General features: G+C 58.5%; 22 protein-coding genes and 5 pseudogenes. 13 read left to right on the forward strand and 14 right to left on the reverse strand.

Features of this window, described 5'->3' with window-relative positions; genetic code table 11:
• Window positions 1–51: 51 nt before the first annotated feature.
• Window positions 52–1,212 carry a reverse transcriptase family protein gene (locus tag XH93_RS08060; RefSeq protein ID WP_194473085.1) on the forward strand — a complete coding sequence of 387 codons (1,161 nt, stop codon included), beginning with the start codon at window positions 52–54 and terminating at the stop codon, window positions 1,210–1,212.
• Window positions 1,213–1,455: 243 nt separating this feature from the next.
• On the opposite strand, the gene XH93_RS42030 is transcribed toward XH93_RS08060, so the two are convergent.
• Complete coding sequence (locus XH93_RS42030) at window positions 1,456–1,599, reverse strand: DUF6527 family protein (RefSeq protein ID WP_371815099.1); 144 nt, start codon at window positions 1,597–1,599, stop codon at window positions 1,456–1,458.
• On the opposite strand from XH93_RS42030, the gene XH93_RS42895 reads away from it, so the two are divergent.
• Window positions 1,543–1,695: a hypothetical protein gene (locus tag XH93_RS42895; protein ID WP_194473086.1), complete on the forward strand. Its 153-nt coding sequence runs from the start codon at window positions 1,543–1,545 to the stop codon at window positions 1,693–1,695. The genes XH93_RS42030 and XH93_RS42895 overlap by 57 nt on opposite strands.
• Before the next feature lie 89 nt (window positions 1,696–1,784).
• Here XH93_RS42895 and XH93_RS08070 read toward each other — a convergent pair whose 3' ends face one another.
• The 5 genes from XH93_RS08070 to XH93_RS08090 form a co-directional block, all read right to left on the reverse strand.
• Window positions 1,785–3,164, reverse strand: a complete 1,380-nt coding sequence (locus XH93_RS08070; RefSeq protein WP_246799509.1) for a ThiF family adenylyltransferase — start codon at window positions 3,162–3,164, stop codon at window positions 1,785–1,787.
• A complete protein-coding gene (locus tag XH93_RS08075; protein WP_246799510.1) occupies window positions 3,161–3,379 on the reverse strand; it encodes an E2/UBC family protein in 219 nt (72 codons plus the stop codon). Before XH93_RS08075 ends, XH93_RS08070 begins: the two co-directional genes overlap by 4 nt.
• Window positions 3,380–3,475: 96 nt before the next feature.
• The gene (locus XH93_RS08080; RefSeq protein WP_194473087.1) at window positions 3,476–4,222 is read right to left on the reverse strand and encodes a Fic family protein; all 747 of its coding nucleotides are present in this window, start codon (window positions 4,220–4,222) and stop codon (window positions 3,476–3,478) included.
• Window positions 4,219–4,368, reverse strand: coding sequence for a hypothetical protein (locus XH93_RS08085; RefSeq protein ID WP_194473088.1), 150 nt, complete (start codon window positions 4,366–4,368; stop codon window positions 4,219–4,221). Before XH93_RS08085 ends, XH93_RS08080 begins: the two co-directional genes overlap by 4 nt.
• Window positions 4,369–4,790: 422 nt before the next feature.
• Window positions 4,791–5,075: a hypothetical protein gene (locus tag XH93_RS08090; protein WP_194473089.1), complete on the reverse strand. Its 285-nt coding sequence runs from the start codon at window positions 5,073–5,075 to the stop codon at window positions 4,791–4,793.
• A 48-nt stretch (window positions 5,076–5,123) separates the two neighbouring features.
• On the opposite strand from XH93_RS08090, the gene XH93_RS08095 reads away from it, so the two are divergent.
• Genes XH93_RS08095 through XH93_RS08105 form a run of 3 tightly spaced genes read left to right on the forward strand, consistent with a single transcriptional unit; the run spans window position 5,124 to window position 7,394 of the window.
• Window positions 5,124–5,417, forward strand: a complete 294-nt coding sequence (locus tag XH93_RS08095) for a type II toxin-antitoxin system HigB family toxin (protein WP_194473090.1) — start codon at window positions 5,124–5,126, stop codon at window positions 5,415–5,417.
• 1 nt (window position 5,418) lies between these two features.
• A complete protein-coding gene (locus XH93_RS42900; protein ID WP_194473091.1) occupies window positions 5,419–6,639 on the forward strand; it encodes a transcriptional regulator in 1,221 nt (406 codons plus the stop codon).
• 20 nt (window positions 6,640–6,659) lie between these two features.
• Complete coding sequence (locus XH93_RS08105; protein ID WP_194473092.1) at window positions 6,660–7,394, forward strand: hypothetical protein; 735 nt, start codon at window positions 6,660–6,662, stop codon at window positions 7,392–7,394.
• Between the two features lie 14 nt (window positions 7,395–7,408).
• Here the strand turns inward: XH93_RS08105 and XH93_RS42905 are convergent, their stop codons facing one another.
• The 5 genes and pseudogenes from XH93_RS42905 to ligD form a co-directional block, all read right to left on the reverse strand.
• A complete protein-coding gene (locus XH93_RS42905; protein ID WP_371814942.1) occupies window positions 7,409–8,107 on the reverse strand; it encodes a Panacea domain-containing protein in 699 nt (232 codons plus the stop codon).
• 130 nt (window positions 8,108–8,237) lie between these two features.
• Entirely contained in the window at window positions 8,238–9,668 is a 1,431-nt protein-coding gene (mauJ, locus tag XH93_RS08115; RefSeq protein ID WP_194473094.1) for a methylamine utilization protein MauJ, read from the reverse strand.
• Window positions 9,669–9,701: 33 nt separating this feature from the next.
• Window positions 9,702–10,133 carry a hypothetical protein gene (locus XH93_RS08120; protein ID WP_194473095.1) on the reverse strand — a complete coding sequence of 144 codons (432 nt, stop codon included), beginning with the start codon at window positions 10,131–10,133 and terminating at the stop codon, window positions 9,702–9,704.
• A gap of 130 nt (window positions 10,134–10,263) precedes the next feature.
• Window positions 10,264–10,939: pseudogene (locus tag XH93_RS08125) on the reverse strand (SOS response-associated peptidase).
• Window positions 10,940–11,188: 249 nt separating this feature from the next.
• Window positions 11,189–12,019, reverse strand: a pseudogene (gene ligD / locus XH93_RS08130) (non-homologous end-joining DNA ligase); the annotation flags it as partial.
• A 105-nt stretch (window positions 12,020–12,124) separates the two neighbouring features.
• Here ligD and XH93_RS08135 point away from each other — a divergent pair.
• Window positions 12,125–12,313 (forward strand): DUF3606 domain-containing protein, encoded by a 189-nt coding sequence (locus tag XH93_RS08135; RefSeq protein WP_194473096.1) that lies wholly within the window; start codon window positions 12,125–12,127, stop codon window positions 12,311–12,313.
• Between the two features lie 25 nt (window positions 12,314–12,338).
• On the opposite strand, the gene XH93_RS08140 is transcribed toward XH93_RS08135, so the two are convergent.
• Window positions 12,339–12,617: a hypothetical protein gene (locus XH93_RS08140; RefSeq protein WP_194473097.1), complete on the reverse strand. Its 279-nt coding sequence runs from the start codon at window positions 12,615–12,617 to the stop codon at window positions 12,339–12,341.
• Window positions 12,618–13,215: 598 nt separating this feature from the next.
• On the opposite strand from XH93_RS08140, the pseudogene XH93_RS08145 reads away from it, so the two are divergent.
• Together XH93_RS08145 and XH93_RS42035 are read left to right on the forward strand one after the other, a co-directional pair.
• Window positions 13,216–14,056 (forward strand): annotated as a pseudogene (locus XH93_RS08145) (ArdC family protein); the annotation flags it as partial.
• A pseudogene (locus tag XH93_RS42035) lies at window positions 14,030–14,429 on the forward strand (Lrp/AsnC family transcriptional regulator); the annotation flags it as partial. The pseudogenes XH93_RS08145 and XH93_RS42035, both read left to right, overlap by 27 nt.
• A gap of 51 nt (window positions 14,430–14,480) precedes the next feature.
• Here the strand turns inward: XH93_RS42035 and XH93_RS08150 are convergent.
• Window positions 14,481–15,119 (reverse strand): GntR family transcriptional regulator, encoded by a 639-nt coding sequence (locus XH93_RS08150; RefSeq protein ID WP_194473098.1) that lies wholly within the window; start codon window positions 15,117–15,119, stop codon window positions 14,481–14,483.
• Window positions 15,120–15,247: 128 nt separating this feature from the next.
• On the opposite strand from XH93_RS08150, the gene bioB reads away from it, so the two are divergent.
• The 5 genes from bioB to XH93_RS08175 all read left to right on the forward strand — a co-directional run bounded on the left by bioB (window position 15,248) and on the right by XH93_RS08175 (window position 19,763).
• The gene (gene bioB, locus XH93_RS08155; protein WP_194473099.1) at window positions 15,248–16,258 is read left to right on the forward strand and encodes a biotin synthase BioB; all 1,011 of its coding nucleotides are present in this window, start codon (window positions 15,248–15,250) and stop codon (window positions 16,256–16,258) included.
• A 31-nt stretch (window positions 16,259–16,289) separates the two neighbouring features.
• A complete protein-coding gene (panD, locus tag XH93_RS08160) occupies window positions 16,290–16,643 on the forward strand; it encodes an aspartate 1-decarboxylase (protein ID WP_194473100.1) in 354 nt (117 codons plus the stop codon).
• A gap of 80 nt (window positions 16,644–16,723) precedes the next feature.
• Complete coding sequence (locus XH93_RS08165; RefSeq protein ID WP_194473101.1) at window positions 16,724–17,878, forward strand: 8-amino-7-oxononanoate synthase; 1,155 nt, start codon at window positions 16,724–16,726, stop codon at window positions 17,876–17,878.
• Complete coding sequence (gene bioD, locus XH93_RS08170) at window positions 17,875–18,504, forward strand: dethiobiotin synthase (RefSeq protein WP_194473102.1); 630 nt, start codon at window positions 17,875–17,877, stop codon at window positions 18,502–18,504. The genes XH93_RS08165 and bioD overlap by 4 nt, the downstream gene beginning before the upstream one ends.
• Complete coding sequence (locus XH93_RS08175) at window positions 18,501–19,763, forward strand: adenosylmethionine--8-amino-7-oxononanoate transaminase (RefSeq protein ID WP_194473103.1); 1,263 nt, start codon at window positions 18,501–18,503, stop codon at window positions 19,761–19,763. The genes bioD and XH93_RS08175 overlap by 4 nt, the downstream gene beginning before the upstream one ends.
• A 406-nt stretch (window positions 19,764–20,169) precedes the next feature.
• On the opposite strand, the pseudogene XH93_RS08180 reads toward XH93_RS08175, so the two are convergent.
• Window positions 20,170–20,545: pseudogene (locus XH93_RS08180) on the reverse strand (NUDIX hydrolase).
• Between the last annotated feature and the right edge of the window lie 473 nt (window positions 20,546–21,018).

The following is a 21,018-nucleotide window of genomic DNA, read 5'->3' on the forward strand; positions in this document are numbered from 1 at the left end:
GGCGTCTTGGTCGAGCCTCGTAGTATCACCCACCATGGTGGGTCGAAGTAGGTGTCCCTACTGAGCTCTCAGCGCTATCGGTCGAGAGGACGCCGTCTGGGAATTGATCCCACGACCCTTGAGCGGGCGGTCGCGACGATCGAACGCATTCAGCGCTCAGATCCGCGCCTGACTCCGATCCTGACGCTTCGGCATCTAAGCGAGCTGACGGGCGCGCAATATGGATACCTGCGGCGGGTGGTCGGCCGGATTCTGGGCGGGTACCGCCATGTACACTTCAAAAAGCGCATTCCCGGCCGGAGCCGACGCCGGGTCATCAGCATTCCGCCAAGGCGTCTGCTCGAAGTACAACAATGGATCGCGCAAAACGTGCTTCGCTTCGCCGAACCGTCGCGTGCGAGCTTCGCCTACCACCCGAGCAGTAGTCCGGTCCTCGCGGCGGAGGAGCATTGCGGATGCGAATGGTTGCTCAAGGTAGACATCGTGGATTTCTTCCACTCCATAACGGAGGGCCGTGTCTCCGCCGTGTTCTACAGGCTCGGCTATCCCCGACTTGTCGCCTTCGAACTGGCGAGGTTGACGACGATGCAGCTCATCCGGGGCGCTCTGCAAAGAGATGCGGAGCGGTGGTCGGCAATTCCGTATTACCAATCGGAGTACGAAGGTGTCCTTCCTCAAGGCGCGCCGACCAGCCCCATGCTGTCGAACCTCGTGATGAAGGATCTGGACGAGCGGCTGATCGAACTCTCGAAGCAGCATGGGATGCGCTACACCCGATATGCCGATGACCTTGCCTTCTCTTGCGGTAAAGGTCGCGATAGGTCCCATGTCGAGCGATTCAAGCGCCTGGTGCTGGCGGAGCTTTCGCGCGAGGGATTCAATCCGAATCTACGGAAAACAGTGATCAGAGGGCCCGGCACGCGTCGGATCGTGCTCGGCATGCTCGTCGACGGTCCGTCTCCTAGGCTTCCGCGAGAGTTCAAGGATATGCTTCGGTTGCACCTTCACTTCCTCAAGTCAGAGGGGCATGGTCCATCCGCGCACGCGCAGAAACGTCGAAAATCCATATCCGGATTGTACCACCACGTCCGGGGACTGATCGGTTGGGCGATGAGCGTCGAGCCGGACTACGGTGCACGGATCCTTGCTGAGTTCGAGCGGGTCGCGTGGCCGCCGGTACAACCTCGATGGTCGGAACGTCCGGACCGATGAACGACGTTTGCGCGGCCGACGGAGAATGCCCGCCCAGATACGACGAGCAGGCGCGGAACCAGGCCGCAAGCTTGGCTCGGGATTTCGCGGTGCAATCGAAATTCAGCAGTCGTCGCTTACCGGAACTAATTTACGGTGACTTTTCGAGGTGAAAGCGGCCAAGCCATTACATTTTCAACGAAATTACGATCGGGGAAAGTCTCGGGGGGCGGCCATTGCGGGTCGATGCGCGTGAGGTACTGTTCATTCACACCAGATGACTCGGCCATCCCGCAGCCAGAAGTGCGAGCGGCACCCCTGCTTCAACCACACTGACGGATGAAGTGTCACATGGCCGCGCTGATCTACGCGCGCATCCCAACGCGGTCGGATTTCCTTCAGCAGCATGAGTTCGAGACGTTCGCCGCAACCGCATGGGCAGCGCATGCCGATACACCAATCCTCGCCGTCCTCGCGTGCCAGCACGAGATTTCGGAACGGTAGCGTATCCGGCAGCGTGTCGCCCTCAATGATTGTCACGCGCCGTCGGGGCGCCCACGATGCCCAAAGCCTCTTCAACCATGACCGCCACCTCATCTCTGTCTCATTGCTAATGCTGGAAGCCCGAGGAGGGGCTCCTGTGCTCCGCACCCGAGCGGAAAAGTTTCGCTGCGCGGAAAGCTGCTTTCGGCGAAGCGATCCTCGCAGCCGTCCGTCAGCGTGAAGATTGCTCTCGCAAACCCGTTGTTAGGTTCATGGCGGAACGGAAACGCCCGCGCGATGAATTCCATCACGCAGCCGGATGCCGCGCGCATGTTGAGCGCGATCACCGAGGGCGCTTCTTCCGTTGCGCCGCGCAGATAACCGTCTTCGAGCTTGCGGCGATGCGCATCTGGCGCGGCCTGCGCCAGGTATTCAGCTTCGAGGTTGGACGCATCGTACACGCCCCTGTCGAGCAGACTTGATCCGCCCGGCGGCACGTAGTCGATCCGCCCACAGACCTCGACTATCACGCGCTCGCGTCCTGCCATTCGCGTCGGAATGGACACGCCGACATCAAGCAAGGGCATCAGAAAGTGCGCCGCCAGGCGATCCGCGATATGCCGGCCTTCGGCCGTATCGACACAACTCAACAGCAGGTCGGCTTCGCACGCCGCGAGCACGGCATCGCGTGTCGAAATGTTCTTGGGGATGCCGATGACCTCGCAGTCGCTGCGATAAGACCGGATTGCTGCTGCGAACATATCCACCTTCAGCGTCTCGCTGACGGCATCGGCTTCGCTCGAATTCAGGATACGGTTCAGATTGCGCCATTCAACCTTATCGAAATCGATGAGGATAACTTCGCCGAAGCCGAGGCGCGCAAGCTGCTCGGCGACAATCGAACCAGTGCCCGAGACACCGATCACGCAGACGCTGAGCTGCTTCAGCCATGCGGTCATCCTACTCGTAAACGCCATGGGCCTTGGCCTTGGCACATCGCCATCCCACCAGTAGGAGATGTCGTCGCCAGCGCAGGAAACGAGATCGATCGGCTGCATGTGCGCGCCGCTGCTGTAGAGCCGCGCCCGCACCGCGCCGTCAGGGATCATGATCGCCGAGCCACAAACTTGGTCCGTGCCGTGGTAGAGCGCTGGCATCAAGAAGCGATCGCTCTTCTCGTCGGCGTCTGAAAACGCAAAGAGCCCGCCCGGATGCGAATGCACGGCGATGATAGCGAGGCCGTTCTCTTCCGCCCTGGCGATGGCCTTTTCCACATACTCGCCCGGCCACGTGATGTAGTCGGAATGGCGTTGGCACGCTTCGTGCGGAACCGGCAGCCATTCCCGCGCGAGGAGCTTTTGGCGCCGGCCGGATGTATATCCGAACAGCAGCAGTCCAGCGGCTTCCAGGCCGTCGCCCGGAAACAAGTGTGCACGCAGCCGTTCCACCAACGACTGCGATAGCACCAACGTCGAGCGGCGGGCGATCACCGCTCTACCTCACGCCGCAGCGATTCATCTACCAGGGCCAGATGCGTCGCGAGCGTGTCGCGCGCGCTGTCCCATTGGCGATGCCGCGACCAACGCTGGAAGCTGACGCCTTGGATGTTCTCGGCGACCTGCGTCTGCGGAATCACGCCGCCTGAGACCAGGGCGAGATGCGGACCGCAATAGAACATGTCGAGCTGCGCACCGGGGTAACTCACCGCTATTGCTGCCCGTCGCGCGAGTGCCTCCTTAATGGTCTCGCGGCCGCACTCGCTTTCGGGTCCCGCCGTTCAGCGGGTGCGTTTTGCCGTTGCTCAGCGAGCGGCATCCTTCGAGCCGCCTGTCTGCTCGTCCCGTTTGAGCTGTTGCTGCTTGTACTCGGCTTGTATCGCCGGATCGTCGTTGCTTCCGCGAACGGTGTCCGTCTCACCCCTGCCGCCATCAAGCCCTTTGGCAGCGTTGATGTGCTCTTTGAGATCGGTAACGGCTGGGCGGATATATGGCTCAAGGTATTTGTCGAGGGTACCTTTGCCGGGATTGTCGAGTTCTTTGGTGAGCGCTTGCAGGTATTCCGTCTTGTCCGTGGCAGCCCAATCGATGCTGAAGCCGGCGCGTTGCGCCAGTATGGAATGGACGACCATAATCGTCCGGCCATTGCCGTCTAAGAAGGGATGGCCGTGCGCAAGATAGCCCATGACTTCCCCCGGCTTGGCCCGCATGGTCTTTGGATCATTGCCGAGCTTCAGGGCATGCTCGACGGCATTCTGAATAGACTTCGGATGCGCGAAGAGGACGTCGCCGCGTTTGACGGCAACATCAGGTGCTGTTTGGTTACGATCTTGTCCGGCCCACGGATACATAGCTTCGAACAGTGTTTTGTGGGTGCCTAGAACGTCCGCGTAGGTGAGGACCTTCTTTTTCTGAAGGGCCGCGAATGCATCGTCTATCCCAGTCGTGAAGGAGGCATGCTCCAGCCTCCGCACAATCGCGGGGTCTTTCTCTTCGGCAAGATTGCGTAGGTATCCGCGCGTTTCGAAGTCGCCGAACGGATCAAATGTCACGGGTTGGCTTCGCGAAGATAGCGGGCCTGAAGGATGATCATTTCCGGGCGTGTAATCCGTTCCGCGCGTACTAGACCAATGAGTAGCCGCTCAATCTCGTCCAGCTCGACCGTATCCCCGGCCAGGCGCGAGATATGATGGGCCAAGCGGTCGTTCGGACCTTCAGAATAAGATACGTGAAAGGTCCGGGCCAGTGTCCGGATGTGCTCGGCGGTCGAGGAGGCAGTTACCTTATCCATATCAATAATATAGCACTTTTTGGCTGAGATTCCATTAACGAATAGGCCCTTGAAATCAGTGAGTTGAAGGGCCCTTTTTGGGTAGGTTTTCGGCCCTTTGCAAGCGGGGAACCAAGGACGAGACGGCCTTCAGTGTCCCCGTGGAGTTCTGCTTCGTCTGATAAGCTAACTGACTAGGCGGACCAACGAGGCCAATCTAAGGTTGGGAGACACAACTTTCCGCTAGGCCTTGAGCGCAGTAAGCGAGTGACCAATTGGCATCCATCGAGCGATACGTAGTTGAACGAAACGCTACTCAGGTCCGCACGGCCTTCGCCGGCATCGTGAAGCTAGTCAAGGAAAAGGGCATCACCCGCGTAACCCTCGTAGTGCCAAAGAAAGGCGGCTTCGACCAGCTGCGCACCCCAGAGCATCGCCAGCATCGATTCCACCAACTCGGTTGCGACAGCTTCGCCTGAAAAGCTCGTCTTTGGCCGAGCAGGGCCGCCCTGCATTGGTTGAGTGCCGAGCGCGGTTCGCGCCGATTCTGGGTTGTCGAGGCGCATAAGCCGCTCAACCATCTGATTTAAAACATGAAATTGACGAATTGACAGGGTGGGACTACTTTCGTACATTTTGGGATCAAATAGCTTGCGGGCGTTTTGGGAACGACTTATATTGTCATGCGTGTCATCGCGAAAGGAACGTTGCGCGACTTCTGGTGCCGGTATCCCGAGGCTGAGGAGCCTTTGCTTGCTTGGTATCGTGAAGCCGAAGCAGCTGATTGGGATCAGCCCGCGGCAGTGAAGGCTCAGTACCGGAATAGCAGTATTCTGAAAAACAGCAGGGTCGTCTTCAACATCAAAGGGAACGAATTTCGGTTAGTCGTGAGCATCAATTATCCCTATCGGGTCATCTACATCCGCCTTGTGGGGACGCATGCGGAGTACGACGAGATTGATGCGGAGGAGGTGTGAGATGAATGTGAAGCCGATTAGAACCAAAGCTGACTATGAGGCGGCTTTAGATCGCATTTCCGAGTTGATGGATGCGCGCGCGGGTACACCCGAGGGCACTGAACTGGATGTGCTCGCTGACCTTGTCGAGCTGTATGAATCCAAGAATGTTCCTATGGGCTTTCCGAGTCCCGTTGCTGCCATTGAATTTCGCATGGAGCAGGCGGGCCTTTCGGCGCGCGACTTGGTGCCGTTCATCGGTAGTCGAGCGAAAGTCTCTGAAGTGCTTTCCGGGAAGCGCCAAATCACCATGACGATGGCGCGTGCCCTTCACGAGCATCTAGGTATTCCAAGCGATGTACTGCTCAAAGGAAGCTCTGTCGGCACTGAAGAGTCTGAGATCGATTGGGCCAAGTTTCCTGTCGCCAAAATGATGAAGCTTAAATGGCTCCCGAAGCGCCCGAGGGTGGCTCAGCATGCTGAGGAGATAATGCGGGGGCTCATGCATCGGGCCGGAAGAACAAGTCTAGTTGTCGAAGCCATGTACAGAAAGAATGACCATGCGCGTGCAAATGCGAAGGCCGATTCGTTCGCTCTGAACGCATGGTGTTTGCAGCTACTGGCTCTAGCCTCAGAGAGAAAATTGCCCAAGGAATATAAGCCGGAGACAGTTACTCCAGATTTCCTTAGCCAGGTCGCGAAATTGAGTTGGTCTGAGAACGGCCCTCTCTTGGCCAAGGAATTTCTCGAGAAGAACGGCATTCATCTCATCATCTTAGAGCATCTTCCGAAGACACACTTGGATGGAGCGGCCCTGAAGTTGGCGGATGGTACGCCCGTTATTGGGCTAACCCTGCGTTATGACCGGATTGATAATTTCTGGTTTTGTTTACTTCACGAACTGGCCCACGTCGGTAGGCACTTTGAAAATGCCCCAGACGTTGGATTCGTCGATGACCTCACGTTGCGTGACAGCGAGGGAGCGAGTCGCGATTCGAGAGAGGATGAAGCTGATCAGTGGGCCGAAGAGGCATGCATTCCTCGGTCCATTTGGGAAAACAGTGATGTGCGGTTTCATCCGACTCCAATTGGGGTGATCAATCTCGCGAGTGCGCTTCAAATTCATCCAGCGATCGTCGCTGGGAGGGTCAGACATCAGTTTCGGAATTATCGGTTGCTATCCCACTTTGTCGGGACGGGTGAGGTGCGAAAGCATTTCAAGAGTCACGACATGTCTCACTGAAAGACGAAAGCGAGAAAGCTATGGCGGGCGTTTATCTAGTAAATGTTCTCGATGTGGCGAGATCGCTTGGCATTGATCCCACAAGGGTGACTCCCGAGATGGTGGCCCAATGGCTCATCACGGAATACATGAAGAAGCGGCGAGGAGGTTTCAACTACAACCCCGCTATCGACATGACCTTCGAGCTCTTTCGCGGAAACATAACTGCGGAGCAAGCCAGGTTGCACTGTTTGACCAATGGTAATCCCAAGGGGAGGCGGCAGAACGTCGAAGCAATCACGCAAATCTCGTCCTACGCGCTCGCCAATATCTCTGCCTGCTACAGGATTGGCTTCCGTGCAGTCGAGGTGGGGCGCATCAAGGGCGAGCAGGTCTACATTGGCATCAAGGCGCCGATGGTACGTGTGCTTCATGATGAAGCTTACGTTGTCATGCCGGGCTTTCGGATGTCCTATCGCCCCGTGGAAGCGGAAATTGATGTCGCTTGCTCAATCGCACTCGCGACGTTTGCTCGTGAAGGTTATGATGAAGCCGACTTTGAGTACCTTTACGCCGGCCCCGGTGTGTCGGGACAAAGAGAGTTTCGAAGCATCAAGGGTAGAGAGCGGCGCGTTTTCAGCAAAGATGAAGTAGACGCCCTATTGGACGTGTACGTGAAGGGCGTGGCCCTTGCATTGGACGCCGGCGTGGAATCTCGGCCAGCCAACCTGCGGGGCTATAGCGTTATAGGTCCGCGCCAATCATCAATGTTCTAAGGACTGCGTTGCGCTCAAGACAGTCTCAAGCGCTGAGAAATGCTCACAAAGTGAGCTCGAATATCCTCGTTTCGAAGCCGAAGCGCCAACCTTCCAACAGGAGACTCTGAGTTCCAGAGGCGGTCCCATGGAGAACCGGCCTCATGCGTTAGCTCCGACAACTGCCAGGCGCTGTAGCCATGATACGCCTTGAAGATGGTTCGGACGAACGCCTGATCCTGCTCCATAAGCTCCGGGCGAACTACGTGCCGGCAACCCGCAATCAGGTCAAAACGCGTCGCGCGCCCGCTGATTGCGGTATCTCCAAATTCAGAGAACTCGTCTCTCACGACCTTTATTACCGGACCGTACGGCCAGGCCTCGAAGTCTTGACGCACTAGCGGCGACGCGCACCTTGCCAAGTGCCATCCATGAGCAAAGTAGATGAGCTTTAAAAGCGACATCTGCGTGAGTTGAACGCGCTCTTCGTCCGCCAAATCCAGGAAGAAATTGGCAACAGCCCGCGCGTCGTAGGGAGGGCGTGTCTGCCTTCCGAGGTTTGCACTTGGAGATGTCGGCACCAGACCAGCCCTCTGAGCGTCGCAACTACTGCAGAACCGCGTTAACAAATTGCTAACCAAGGGCGTTCCACTCCTGATAGACCATAGATCGGTGCGCGCGCCGAGCAATCCCGAAATCCCGCCGGACCGCTGACGTCCCCGGCAAATTGGCATAAGAACAAAATAGGAACATTGTGGTTCTGTGTCAACTCGGCTCCTTGGTTTTTGGCCCCGTTGCGCCTGCCGGCAGCGCAAGCGATAGGAGCCGGCCGATGTGAGCCGCGGAGCAAGCCCGTCTCCCGGCTCAGTCGCCGGAGTACATCACGTCCGAAACGGTAAACTCCTGCTCGATGAAGCGACGCGCCAATTTGTGCATGACACGGGCCGCCGTGTGCAGACGAACGATCTCGTGGGCATCATCGGGATCGGATTTCGAGTGCTTACCTGCGTGAGCGACCGCGATGCGGCATGAATCGTGGATGTATTTGTGCGGCGGGTCGTTGCCGCATAAGGCCAGGAAGCGGTTGATGTCGTCGTCATCCTTGGACTCAATCTGCAACGCTTCAAAATGAGTGCGAAACCATGTCCGCGCGGCCTCCTTGCCGGGATGTCGGATCTCGATGATCTTGTAATAGTTCAACACGGCATAGCTGATGAAACCATTTTGCTGTGCATTGCGCGCTTCCCGGTACAGCGCAAGCGCACGCCGTGCCTCCTCGGCACCCGGTATCTTCCGATCAAAAATGTAGTCATGCGCCGTTGTGAAGGCGAGGTCGCGCTTTGACACTGGAACCGGCACGGAATTTCCGGACCATCCATATTCCGCGATGGCAAAATTGTCGTCGCACCATGCCATCACGCTAAGAAAGCGATTGACGATCGTCATCGCGGTCGACTCGTCAACGCGGTTGGCCATCAGGTCGACGTGAACCGATTGGACGTGGTCCTTGGTCTTGGGCATGAGCACGAGCTGGTATTGATCGAAGGTGATGAGCTTTTCCTCTTTTGGCCATGTGACCTGGTTATCCACGCCGACATTGAGAAAGCGCGAGCCATTGCGCACACCAAGTTTCCGGTAACGTTCCTGCTCGGCCTCTTCGGCATCGTACTCCGAGCCATCGCCTTCAGGCGGAGCCGGAAAGCGCTCGGCAAGCTCAGATTCCCGCGCCAGCCTCCGAAAGAATTCCTGCGTGAACGACATCTCGCGCATCGCGGGCGCATTTATCCGGCCGCGGTCAGGATCGAAACCAATTTCGCTTCCCTTCGTGAGCAGCGACGCGGCTCCGCTCGGTACAAAGTAGGCTCGCCGCTTTTCCCCGTCGCACAGATAAGCGACCTCGGCGCCGCCGCGGCTGTTCACGCCCGTTTCGGCGATGGTCAGCGTCATGCGAATGAAACTCGTGAGGGCTTCCTTGTTTGCCAGAAGGATGCTGACGACATCGCTGATCGTCTCCGCCATGAAGAAAGACGCGTCGGCGCCCCCAACCGGGCGCAACCCTTCAAGCACCGTCGCCACATGCCCGGCCCAGCCGGGATGCGTCGGGACGAGCCCGAAGATGGCAGCTGCTATCTGATGGCTGGATAGCTTCTCCTCGCGCCGCTCCCTTCCGCGAGGAAGTCGGCCGTAGCGGCGGATGGACTCAAATCGCTGATCCATTTCCTGCTGCGAGCTATATGATACGTCGCTATTCTGGTTCAGTAAGCCGAGGATACGAGCAAGGTTCTTTGCATACATCGCGCTTCTCTCTCCGCGGGTCTCCGCCTGCTTCTAGCCGTAGGCAAGCCGATAATCCCGGAGCACGGGGTTGGACCCAACTCGCGCTATTTCTTCCTCAGCGATAGGTAGCTCGAGAGTGGTCAGAAGGTAGCAAAGCGCCTCCATCGCCCGCGTCGATTTCGAGAAGGCGCGGAATTGGGCGTCGCTCTCCGGATTGAAGTGACCATGGGCGCTCTTGCCGCGAAAGCTGATCGCGCGCTTGAGGTGGTCGACCGCCTCGTCCTGCAGAACGCCTTTGCCGAACCGTGCTTCGACCATGCCAACGAGCCGCTTGAACTGCTGCTCGGCGGTTTCCGCCCTGATCCAGCGGATAGCGCCCGCAATCCGCTCGCCAATGGCAACGTCATGGCCGAGCTCTTGCGCTTTCGTCGCCGCCACCGCCACGATTGCTTCGATATCGGAACCGGAGAGCAGGGGTTGCACTTTCGCGATGGGGATGTCCTCAAGCCAGCGGCAAGCATTGAGCAGCCGTCTGCAAGCAGCATCGTTTCAGCTGCGCGCAACTCGCCGAACGAGTAGGATCGATCGTGCGTCAGAGGGTAGATAGAGCTGCTCATGCTGTGATCACTCCGACGACTTTGTCCGCCTTGTCGACGCCACGCATGACAATCTTGAGCGCCTCGTCAGGAAGTGGGCGCTGCAGCGCCTTCGCTTCGTCCCACGACGCGCGCATCCAAACTTCGCGTTCCTCCTCAATCGTCAATATCACGGGCATCGCCTTCGGATGGATTGGCTCGACGATTGCGTTCGGGGATGTCGTCAGGAAACCATACACCAAATGGGGACCCGGGATCGGCTTGGACTTCGTGCCGCGATCGCCCCTGAATTCAGTCCAAATGCCAGCGAAACAGAACAGCGGTCGGGTTGTCGTCAAGCGCAAACCACACGACGTCCTTCTTCTTTGTCTCCGGATTCAGCTCCGGGGCATACTCGGCGAAGCTGTTCGCCGGCACGAGGCAGCGGTTCTCCGGCTTCAGCCAGCCGCGCCAATGCGGTGATGACGTGTTGCGGATGTTGGTGACGGGTGGACCGCCCGTCTTGGGCGGGGATGGCATGCCCCATCGCATCAGTATCATCTCTTCGGCGCCGCCCGCGTTGCGAATCACCGGTGCTGGATAGTCCGGAAAAACCCCTGGCATCGGGGCGAGATTGCCGACATAGCGATTCATTCGCCTGAACAGACCGGCGATCGCCGCTTGGTTCGTCGTGATCGAATATAGATTGCACATCGGTCAGGATTCGTTTCGAGGGTGGCGCGGCTGCCACGTCAACTGTAGCAGAGTCGCGGATGGACGCCGGCCCGCCTTGGCGCATTTGCGGCAGCGCAGCCGGCTGGCGAGATCGTGCACGAAGGTGGTCGGCGGGCGCTTCATTGCCGCGAGATCCACGTCGCTCGGCGTCTTACAGCGCGCGCACCTGATCTCCAGCCAGGGGAAGCCTCCGTTCACCGCTTGATCGATGGTCGGCGACGGATCGATCGGTTCGACCCAGATGCCCTTGTGACCGATGCGCTTGGTATATGGTTGGGTCTTTCGGATGAGGGGTTTAAGCCGTTTCTGCAGATCGGCGGCCGAGACCTTGTCGAAGCCGTGGTCGACTTTGCCGGCATAGACCAGATCGTCGCCCTTGCGCCGGCCGACGTAGATGCCGTCCCACTTCGTCCCATCGAGTGCAAAACCGGCAATGGTCAGCGTCTCGCGCTGTACGCAGGTCTTTTTGACCCAATCATTCGTGCGTCCCGTCGGATAGGCGCTGCCCCGCACCTTCGAGACGACGCCTTCGAGGCCGAGCTTGCAGGCGTGCGCGAACATCTCGCGGCCGTCTATCTCGAAGCGTTCGCTGAACTGGATGTCGGTGCCGCTGAGGATCTTCTTGAGTTCGGCCTTGCGCTGAAAGAGCGGTAGCTTCCGGATATCGCGGCCGTTCAGGTAGAGCAGATCGAACACTACGAGCACGATACTCTTCGATTTGCCCTTGAGCTCGTTCTGCAGGACCGAGAAGTCGGTCGTGCCGTCGGCGGCCGGTACCACGATCTCGCCGTCCACCACCGCCGAGTTCGTCTTGATCCGCCAGGCGTCATGAGCGACCTTCTTGAAGCGATGCGTCCAATCGTGGCCGCGCCGGGTGAAGATCTTCGCCGTCTCGTTAGCCAGATGGAGCTGAACACGGTAGCCGTCGAACTTGATTTCGTGAATCCAGCGCTCTCCGGACGGCACCTTTTCGATTGAGGTGGCCAAGGCCGGTTCGACGAAGCCGGGGAAGGGCGCCTTGACGCCGATAGCCGCCGGTTTTTGACGCTGAAACGCCACTGAAGAACTCCACGCTACAGCCGATTCAAATTGGCACAGTTCGAATCGTTCCGGAACCTGCGAAATCCTTGTTGCGTTGCTTCGAGGTCACAACAGGAGGCACCGATGGCGGTAGCGAAGAAGAGCAAGACGGCGCGCGGACGAAAGCAGGACAGGGCGCGAGTGGCCGGCGGGCAGGACTACGAAGTGCAGTATGAGGCGAAGAAGACGGGAAAGTCGGCGCCGGCGGTGAAAAAGGCCGTCAAAAAGGTCGGCAACGTGCGCAAGCGCGTGGAGAAACGGCTAGGCCGCTGAGTAGAAAGCCGATCGGCGTCACTGCTTAGCGCTGGTCGACCTCGTCAGGAGGGCATTCTGGGCAGGTGTCACCAATCGAGTCCAGCACGTCGCGAATCGCGGCTTCCGCTGCGTGAGGGGAGACGTCAGCTGGCGGGTCCTGACGGGCGATATCGAGGGCGCGCTCTCGCGCATGCGGATCGGCGCGGTCCTGCATCCAACCGTGCTCCTCGCACTCGCGGATGGCGCCCGCTTCCTGGAGAACGTGGATCGCCCATCCCCGCAGCGTCCGTGTTGTCGGCTTTCGCTCAATGGTCATCAGCATTGAAATAGACTCCGAATACGACGAATCCTGTGGCCCGTCGTTTGTTCCGGTTGCTAACACAAGGCTGGGATTCCCAGTCAGCAGAACGACAAGGTTTCCCCCAATTCTGAGACCACTGTGGAAATGCCAGGCGGTTCTCGCAGGATTACCTGCATCACGTTCGTTCAGGTCTTTCACTATGTCTGCGCGTGCGGGCGAGCCCGCACCGGGCTCTCGTGAACCGAGCCGCGTAGCGTCTCGGCCGCGCGGCTTCGATCCCTCGCGCTAGAGCTTTGGTGCTCCTCGCCGGGGGCACTCGGGAAAGGGGCCCGCCGTCATGAAGGATGCCGGCGTCGCTATCACTGCCCCATTCCCGGGTGCCCATTTAACCGGTCTCGTCGCTGCACTCGGTCCCGCGTGCCACCTTCGGCGTCGCTATGCTCACGCTCCTGCGGGTGCTATTTTCCGTTAGGCGATGCGCCCTGGCGCACGCCTGGTCGGGCCTACGGCCCTAAGTCAGATTGCGCAAAAGGCTGAGAGTAAGAGTGCGGGCTGGGTTTTTCCGTGACGGGTTACAAGCTGCGAGAGAGGCTCGCGGCGCCCGTCGCGGAGAACCGCGATGCCAAATCCTACTGCTCGCGCGCGCGCCGGCCAGGACCGAGCGAACCTCTATAACGAAATCACCGACAAGATCGTTGCCGAGCTTGAGGCTGGACACGTCCCCTGGGTTCAGCCCTGGGGTACGGCCGCGGCGAAAGCGCCGCTGGCGATGCCGAAAAACGCGTCGACTAACCGGCAATACAGTGGCATCAACGTTCTAATTCTCTGGGGGGCGGCCACCGAACGCGCATTCACAGGTCAAAGGTGGCTTACCTTCCACCAGGCGCTGTCGTTCGGTGGTCACGTCCGCAAGGGCGAGCGCGGCACGACTGTCGTCTATGCCGATCGCTTTGTGCCGGCCGACGAAAAGCGGTGTGCCAGCGAAATAGCGACGAAGCGCAGGCCATCCCGTTCCTCAAGCGTTTCACGGTCTTCAACACCGATCAGTGCGATGGCTTGACTCCGGAGATCGCAACGACGGCGCCGCCTCCGCCGCCAGGCCTGATCGCGCCAAAGGTTGAATACCTGATCAAGGCGACCGGGATTGACTTCCGCATTGGCGGGAACCGCGCCTTCTATGTGCCGGCTGAAGACTATGTGCAGGTGCCGCCACTACAAGCCTGTTTCGAGCCGATCAACTGGCATCGAACGGCCCTGCATGAATTAGCGCAATGCTAGCGGCCATCCGTCAGGTCTCAACCGCGACTTGTCCGGCGGTTACGGTACCAAGAAGTATGCCTTTGAAGAACTGATCGCGGAGATATCGTTCGCATTCGGTTGCGCCTTCGCTCGGCATTGTACCGACGGTGCGGCACGCGGACTATATTGGCTCCTCGCTTGAGGTGCTGCGAGGGGACAATCTTTCGGCGCTCGGAATTGATCTCACTATCTTCGTGATGGTCCGAATCCGGCACCACACGAGAGAGTGGGCGGACCGATTTCGGAAGTACGTCGAGCGCCAGCCGGAAGTTATCGACTTCCATCGCATCGGTGGAGGCTGGGACTAAGGTCGCAGCCAAAGGAACCAGTGGCTACGATAACTTCTATCAGCGGCTGATAACGAGCTTCGATTTCGACCGCGTAACCGGATTGTTCTCGATGGAAGCTATCGTCAACAATCGCGCGATTGATCTCATGCAGCTGGTAACATCAAACGTCAGCACGACACCAAAATGTTCATTTGTCGAGATATCCGAGGATGAGCCGAGTCCTGACGTACGTGGGCGAGCCTAGTTTTGGGAAGGCAAGGCGTTTGAACGGAGGGTTCAAATGGCCAATCTTCTGTTAGGACGGGGGATGGGCCAGGCGCTCGACGGTTTGGATGTGGCGCGCAAGCAGGTTGCAGGCTTGATCAAGGTTGCGCGCTCGCAGCGCTTCCAGAATCATGCGGTGATCCTGGTTGGAGCGCGGGCGCCAGCCGGCACTGCGTGCCGTGGCGAGCACCAATCGAGAATTTGCAAGCTGCAGTCCGTCGAGACTGGCGAGCAGTCGCGGCATGGCACAGGGTGCCACCAGCGCGTGGTGAAAGGCACGATTGGCAGTCTCGAAATCCTGAATGGTCTTGGCGTTATCTGCTTCATTCAGTGCTATCTCGATCTGTGCCAAATGGGCCGACGTCAGCTTTGGCGCGGCGTTTCGCAACGCGACCAATTCGAGCGCCGCGCGCATCTCGGCGATCTCCTTCACCGAGTTTGTATCGAGCGGTGCAACCCGGACGCCACGGCGGGGCAGACTGACGACGAGGTGTTTAGCTTCGAGTTGCCGAAACGCCTCGCGCACAGGGACGTGGCTCGAGTTGAATTCACGCGCAACATGGTCTTGTCGCAGTGGAGCGTCTGGTAGCAGCGTTCCGTTGATAATGCGCTCCGCGATTGAATTGGCAATGCGCGCTGCCGTCGTCGCGTTCTCATCCACAGGCAACATCATAGATTATCTATCAAGAAAACGGGTGTTCTTGCCTTCCAGTTCGAGTAGCGTCGCTGCAGTAGAACCTAATCATAGATAGTTCGTCGAATTATCTATGATCTATCCCAGACCGAAGGGCAAGTCGAATGGTCGATGCTGTAGGAGTGGATCGGAATGACGGCGCCAACATCGGGGCCGTCCGTCATGACTGGACCGGCATCGACGCCGAACAACTCTATGCCCTGCCGTTTGCCGACCTGATGTTTAAGGCGCAGAGCATTCATCGCAGCAACTTCGACCCGAACCACGTCGAGACGGCGAGCCTTCTAAGCATCAAGACCGGCGGGTGTCCCGAAGACTGCGGCTACTGCTCACAGAGCGCGCACTATGACACGGGCCTGAAGGCCACGCGCCTGATGGACACGCCGGATGTGATTGCGGCGGCGAGGCGCGCCAAGGACGCTGGCGCCACCCGATTCTGCATGGCCGCCGCTTGGCGCAATCCGAAGGACCGTGACCTCGAGAAAGTCTGCGATATGGTCGGCGCGGTCAAGAGTCTGGGCATGGAGACCTGCGCCACACTCGGCATGCTGACACCTGAGCAGGCTGGACGGCTCTCCGACGCCGGCCTCGACTTCTACAATCACAACGTCGACACCTCGCCCGAATTCTACGGCAAGATCATCACCACCCGCACCCTGCAGGATCGCGTTGATACGCTGGCGCATGTGCGCGACGCCGGCATCAAGGTCTGTTGCGGCGGCATCATCGGCATGGGTGAACGCGTTGACGACCGGCTGGGCATGTTGGTTCTGCTCGCTAACCTGCCAAGCCATCCCGAGAGCGTGCCGATCAACCTCTGGAATGAGGTTGAGGGCGTCCCAGTCAACAATACCGCGGAGCGGCCCGATCCGATCGCGCTGGTGCGGCTGATCGCGGTCGCCCGCATTCTGATGCCGAAGAGCGTCGTGCGGCTCTCCGCCGGACGGCAGTACATGACCGATGAATTGCAGGCAATCTGCTTCCTGGCCGGCGCGAACTCCATCTTCATCGGTGACGTCCTCCTGACCACCAAGAACCCGCAGCGCGATCGCGACGCGAATTTGCTGGAGCGGCTCGGCATGTCGTCGAGGCTTACTCAAGGCCAGATCGCGTAGTCAGACCGGCAAACGTCCGCACAGGTCACACATGCAAATCACCTTGATGAAGGGCAAGATCCATCGCGCCTCGGTAACTGAAGCCGACCTGCACTATGAAGGCTCGATATCGATTGATCGCGCGCTGCTGGATGCTGCGGGCTTCCTGATCAATGAACGTGTCGAAATCTACAACATCGAGACGGGAGCGCGCTTCGCTACATATGTGATCGAAGCGCCTCAGAGGTCTGGCATCATAGGCCTGAATGGAGCGGCAGCGCGACTCGCGCTGCCAGGAGACAAAATTATCATCGTTGCATATACCTCCTTTGATGAAGCGGAAGCAAGAACGTATCGATCGCGCGTTGTGGTGGTGGACCGGGAGAACCGCATCTTGCCCACTTGAAGATGCGAAGCCGGCGCTGGAGCTTTGGCTTTAGCGGCTACAAGAATAGTTGCGTGCCCGATACTCCCTGGGAGTGGCGAATGAGCCCAATCCAAGCGGCCAAAATTGGCGACTATCTCAAGGCACTGGACGCCCTGAAGGACGACAACCGTCTGCGCGGTCTTAGGCCGCGTGCGGGGATCGATTTCGCTTCGAATGACTATTTGGCGCTGGCTAGCGCCCCGCGCTTGAAGAATGCCATCTCGGCTGCGCTCGAGACAGGGACCCCGATCGGAGCTGGTGGGTCGCGGCTTTTGCGCGGCAACTGCGAGGAACATGAAGGTCTCGAAGCGGAAGCGGCTCAGTTCTTCCGAGCAGAGACGGCTCTTTTCTTTGGCGCCGGTTATGTCGCAAATTTTGCCGTCCTGACAACTCTTCCGCAAAGGGGCGATCTGCTCGTTCTCGATTCTCTTGTGCACGCGAGCATTCATGAAGGCGCGCGAGCTGGCCGGGCCGAGATTCGGATAAGCGCCCATAACGACCCCCAGTCGGTGGAAAATACAATTCGTGACTGGCGGGCAAAGGGCGGAGCCGGCCGCGTCTGGATCGTGGTCGAAAGTCTGTACAGTATGGACGGTGATTTTGCGCCGCTTGCTGAACTCATCGTAATCGCCGATCGGCATGATGCGTTCCTGATGGTGGATGAGGCACATGCTACAGGCGTTTTCGGTGAGCAGGGACGAGGACTGGCCGCCTCCTATGAGGGCCGCGAAAACCTCGTGATCGTTCATACCTGTGGCAAGGCGCTGGGTGCCGCAGGCGCACTCGTTACTACCACACGAGTGCTGCGCGACTTCATGGTCAATCGCTGCCGACCGTTCATTTTCGCCACCGCACCGTCACCTCTAATGGCCGTCGCAGTGCGAGAGGCATTATTGATTCTGCAGGATGAACCCGAGCGGCAACAGCGTCTGGCCAGCCTGGTTACGTTCACGCATCGAGAGATCATCGCGCGTGGTGGCCTGACTCGTTCAGATTCGCAAATCGTTCCATACGTCGTTGGTGACAATGCGCGCGCGATGCGGCTTGCATCCGCGCTGCAAGCTCGCGGCTTTGATATCCGTGGGATCCGGCCGCCAACCGTGCCGGCGGGGACGGCCCGGTTGAGGATTTCTCTGACCTTGAACGTCGGCGAGCATGACGTACGCGCAATGCTTGATGCCCTAATGGAAGAGGTCAGAGGCGAAATCTCATGAGCCGCCGGTTCGTGGTGACCGGCACCGATACCGGCATAGGAAAGACGGTCTTTTCCGCCGGGCTCGCCAATTTTCTCAGTGCGGATTACTGGAAGCCCATTCAGGCCGGTCTCGACGGGGAGACCGATTCACAGCTGGTCGCACGGTTGGGTGAGCTTTCCGACGATCGCATTGTTCCGGAGCGCTACAAGCTCAAAACACCCGCTTCGCCGCATTATGCCGCCGAAGCAGACGGAATTTGTATCGATACCGATTTGCTCGATGCGCCAGATTCCGTACGCCCGTTGGTGATTGAAGGCGCTGGGGGGCTCATGGTGCCTCTGAATGGCAGCACACTTTATATTGATGTCTTTGCGCGATGGCACCTTCCGGTCGTGCTGTGTGCGCGTACTTCACTCGGCACTATCAATCATTCGCTGTTATCGATTGAAGCGCTGCGAAGTCGAAACGTCAATGTTCTCGGGATTGCATTCATTGGCAACGAAAATCTCGACACGGAGAGCACGATTTGCAGCATCGGACGGATTCGGAGGCTTGGCCGACTTCCTCGACTTTCTCCACTCTCGACAAGTACACTCCGCAACGCATTCTTAGCCGCATTCCGGCGCGACGATTTCAACCCATGACGCGCAAACAGACGTCGCCGATTTGGCACCCTTTCACGCAGCATGCGCTGCAAGAGAGTATGACAAAGATCGTGGCGGGGAAGGGAGCTCATCTTTATACCGCAGATGACCGTCGCATCATTGATGCAATTTCCTCCTGGTGGGTCGTGACCCACGGCCATTGCCATCCTCATATCGTAAGCGCCATCCAGGAACAGGCAGAAAAGCTCAACCAGATCATCTTCGCTGGCCATACTCATGAACCGGCCGAGGAGGTGGCTGCGCTGCTCTTGAAGCTTGCGCCGCGTGGCCTCGAGTATGTCTTCTTCTCCGATAGCGGTTCGACCAGTGTGGAAGTGGCGCTGAAAATGGCGCTCGGTTACTGGAACAACATCGGTGAGCCGCGGACACGTGTGGTGGCGATGCAGTACTCCTATCACGGCGATACAGTGGGGACGATGTCAGTTGGCGCGCGGGGCGTTTTCAATGCGGCGTACGAGCCACTTCTGTTCGATGTCACCACAATCCCATTCCCGGCGAGCGGTCATGAACAGGTGGCCATCGATGCGCTCGAATCTGCATGTCGGAATGAAGCGCCGGCCGCCTTTATTGTGGAGCCCCTGATATTAGGTGCGGGTGGGATGCTGATGTATCCGAACTGGGTGTTGAAAGAGATGAGGCGGATCTGCGAGCTCTCGGATGTCCTCTTCATTGCCGACGAGATCATGACTGGCTGGGGTCGCACCGGAACATTGTTCGCTTGCGAACAGGCGGAAATCTCGCCGGATATTGTCTGCTATTCCAAAGGTCTCACAGGCGGATCGCTTCCGCTCGCGGTGACGCTTTGCCGCGGCGACATCTTCGATGCCCACTATTCGAAGGATCGTGCACGCACGTTCTTCCACTCAAGTTCATATACTGCGAATCCCGTAGCGTGTGCTGCGGCAAGGGCAAACCTCGAGCTCTGGCAGCAGGACGCCCGCAAGCACATCGCGTTGGTCGCCGCGATGCAAGAGCGGCTTATTGCGCCATTCCGCGATGACGCCCGTTTTCTAAACGTTCGCCGGACCGGGACCATCACGGCGCTTGATCTTAAGGCCAGCGATGCAGGTTATCTCGCGAGCATTGGTCCGAAGCTTCAGACTTTCTTTGAGGGACGAAATCTGCTGCTCCGGCCGCTCGGAAATACGATCTACCTGATGCCGCCTTATTGCGTCACGGAAGCAGATCTTAAGGAGATCTACGAAGGCATCAGGGATGCTGCCGACGCGCTGGCTTGAAGATCTGGTTCGGGCGGGCAGCCATCCGGCCAGATGCAGCCGAAACAGCGCACGGTCGTAGACGCGCAAATTCGGCTCATCTGCAAAAGGATGATGCTGCCGACTCCATAGCGCGATTCAGGTTTCAAAGATAAGTGGCACGGCGCGCATCCGGCGCGGGCAACCACAATCCGGGCGGGCGACGAGATGAGTAAGATGTCGCCTTCTGCCAGGCGACGATCAGTCGCTATTTCGACGCGTGCAACGTGGCTGGCTATGAGGCCCTGATGGCGACTGCTTCCTGTCTGTTTCGGCATACCCGACGGTCGCTAGTCCAGTGGTAAGCCCGTCCGACGGTGAGATCCATGCGATGCGGCGAAGTCAAGTTTGTTGCCTTGAGCGGAGATCAACCGTAACCGGCTATCGTTCACTTGGGAAACAGCTTGTCCCGAATGTAGCGGGATGTCGGCGTTAGCCCGATCCGTCGCGGCTTGCGCCAGACCGCCTTGTGATTTCCTTTGTGTCACCAATCTTCTTTGGCCGGACGCGTTCTTAGCCACGAAAATAGCATCGCCCATCTTGTGCCCAGATCGGCGGTTCGTGCCCTTCGCTTCTTTCCGGAGCTTCAACGGTCCGAGTTTGATTTTCGGAAGTTCTTCCGCAATCTCTCGACGAAGGCTCGCCCTGTCATTCTCACGGGCACGCTTGCGGCCGCCCGGAAACATCCAGAGCCCGTCGCGACGGCGTCTGACCAGAAGCGCACGCCCGTTCTTCGCAACGACAAGTTTTGAGGATTTTGCCATAACCCCTCAAATCGGTTTCACGATCCGACATCTGTTTAGGCCGCCTAGTCCGCTAAGAGCACCGACCGGAGCGCGCTCCTTCTCTTCACAAAAGGACTATCACGATGTGGGGCCGAGCGCGCATGATCCTGAGCCATCTATCGCGCAAACGTTCGTATGTATTGGAGAAGGATCTTTGAGCGCTTAAGTTTGAACTGCTTCAAGAAAGAGCGAGCTAGCATCGGCGAGACTTTCTAGGTTGGGCAAGCTGCTCGCCTTTCATTCGGCAATGGCGAAAGTTGTTCTCGATCTCTCGCATCAGACGTGGTCCTCAGGCACTCTCGATGAGCAATTTGATTCGACTCCGCTACAACACAATGGCAGACGAAAGCCCGGGCGGGGAATGGAAATGGCGGGTAATCTTGGAGAGAGATGATGGATACGAGGAAGTTCTCGTAAAGAAGCTCTCCATTAACGTGCCATCATTCTCTCAA

Origin of the sequence: Bradyrhizobium sp. CCBAU 51753 (genome assembly GCF_015291565.1) — a bacterium.
Lineage (GTDB): Bacteria > Pseudomonadota > Alphaproteobacteria > Rhizobiales > Xanthobacteraceae > Bradyrhizobium > Bradyrhizobium ivorense.

What these genes read in the sequence shown, in the direction of transcription:
- XH93_RS42895 (WP_194473086.1), top strand. Translation starts at nt 1,543, where the DNA reads ATGGCCGCGCTGATCTACGCGCGCATCCCAACGCGGTCGGATTTCCTT.
- XH93_RS42030 (WP_371815099.1), bottom strand. Translation starts at nt 1,599, where the DNA reads ATGCTGCTGAAGGAAATCCGACCGCGTTGGGATGCGCGCGTAGATCAG.
- XH93_RS08090 (WP_194473089.1), bottom strand. Translation starts at nt 5,075, where the DNA reads ATGTACGAAAGTAGTCCCACCCTGTCAATTCGTCAATTTCATGTTTTA.
- XH93_RS08095 (WP_194473090.1), top strand. Translation starts at nt 5,124, where the DNA reads ATGCGTGTCATCGCGAAAGGAACGTTGCGCGACTTCTGGTGCCGGTAT.
- XH93_RS42900 (WP_194473091.1), top strand. Translation starts at nt 5,419, where the DNA reads ATGAATGTGAAGCCGATTAGAACCAAAGCTGACTATGAGGCGGCTTTA.
- XH93_RS08105 (WP_194473092.1), top strand. Translation starts at nt 6,660, where the DNA reads ATGGCGGGCGTTTATCTAGTAAATGTTCTCGATGTGGCGAGATCGCTT.
- XH93_RS42905 (WP_371814942.1), bottom strand. Translation starts at nt 8,107, where the DNA reads ATGCCAATTTGCCGGGGACGTCAGCGGTCCGGCGGGATTTCGGGATTG.
- mauJ (WP_194473094.1), bottom strand. Translation starts at nt 9,668, where the DNA reads ATGTATGCAAAGAACCTTGCTCGTATCCTCGGCTTACTGAACCAGAAT.
- XH93_RS08135 (WP_194473096.1), top strand. Translation starts at nt 12,125, where the DNA reads ATGGCGGTAGCGAAGAAGAGCAAGACGGCGCGCGGACGAAAGCAGGAC.
- XH93_RS08140 (WP_194473097.1), bottom strand. Translation starts at nt 12,617, where the DNA reads ATGCTGATGACCATTGAGCGAAAGCCGACAACACGGACGCTGCGGGGA.
- XH93_RS08150 (WP_194473098.1), bottom strand. Translation starts at nt 15,119, where the DNA reads ATGTTGCCTGTGGATGAGAACGCGACGACGGCAGCGCGCATTGCCAAT.
- bioB (WP_194473099.1), top strand. Translation starts at nt 15,248, where the DNA reads ATGGTCGATGCTGTAGGAGTGGATCGGAATGACGGCGCCAACATCGGG.
- panD (WP_194473100.1), top strand. Translation starts at nt 16,290, where the DNA reads ATGCAAATCACCTTGATGAAGGGCAAGATCCATCGCGCCTCGGTAACT.
- XH93_RS08165 (WP_194473101.1), top strand. Translation starts at nt 16,724, where the DNA reads ATGAGCCCAATCCAAGCGGCCAAAATTGGCGACTATCTCAAGGCACTG.
- bioD (WP_194473102.1), top strand. Translation starts at nt 17,875, where the DNA reads ATGAGCCGCCGGTTCGTGGTGACCGGCACCGATACCGGCATAGGAAAG.
- XH93_RS08175 (WP_194473103.1), top strand. Translation starts at nt 18,501, where the DNA reads ATGACGCGCAAACAGACGTCGCCGATTTGGCACCCTTTCACGCAGCAT.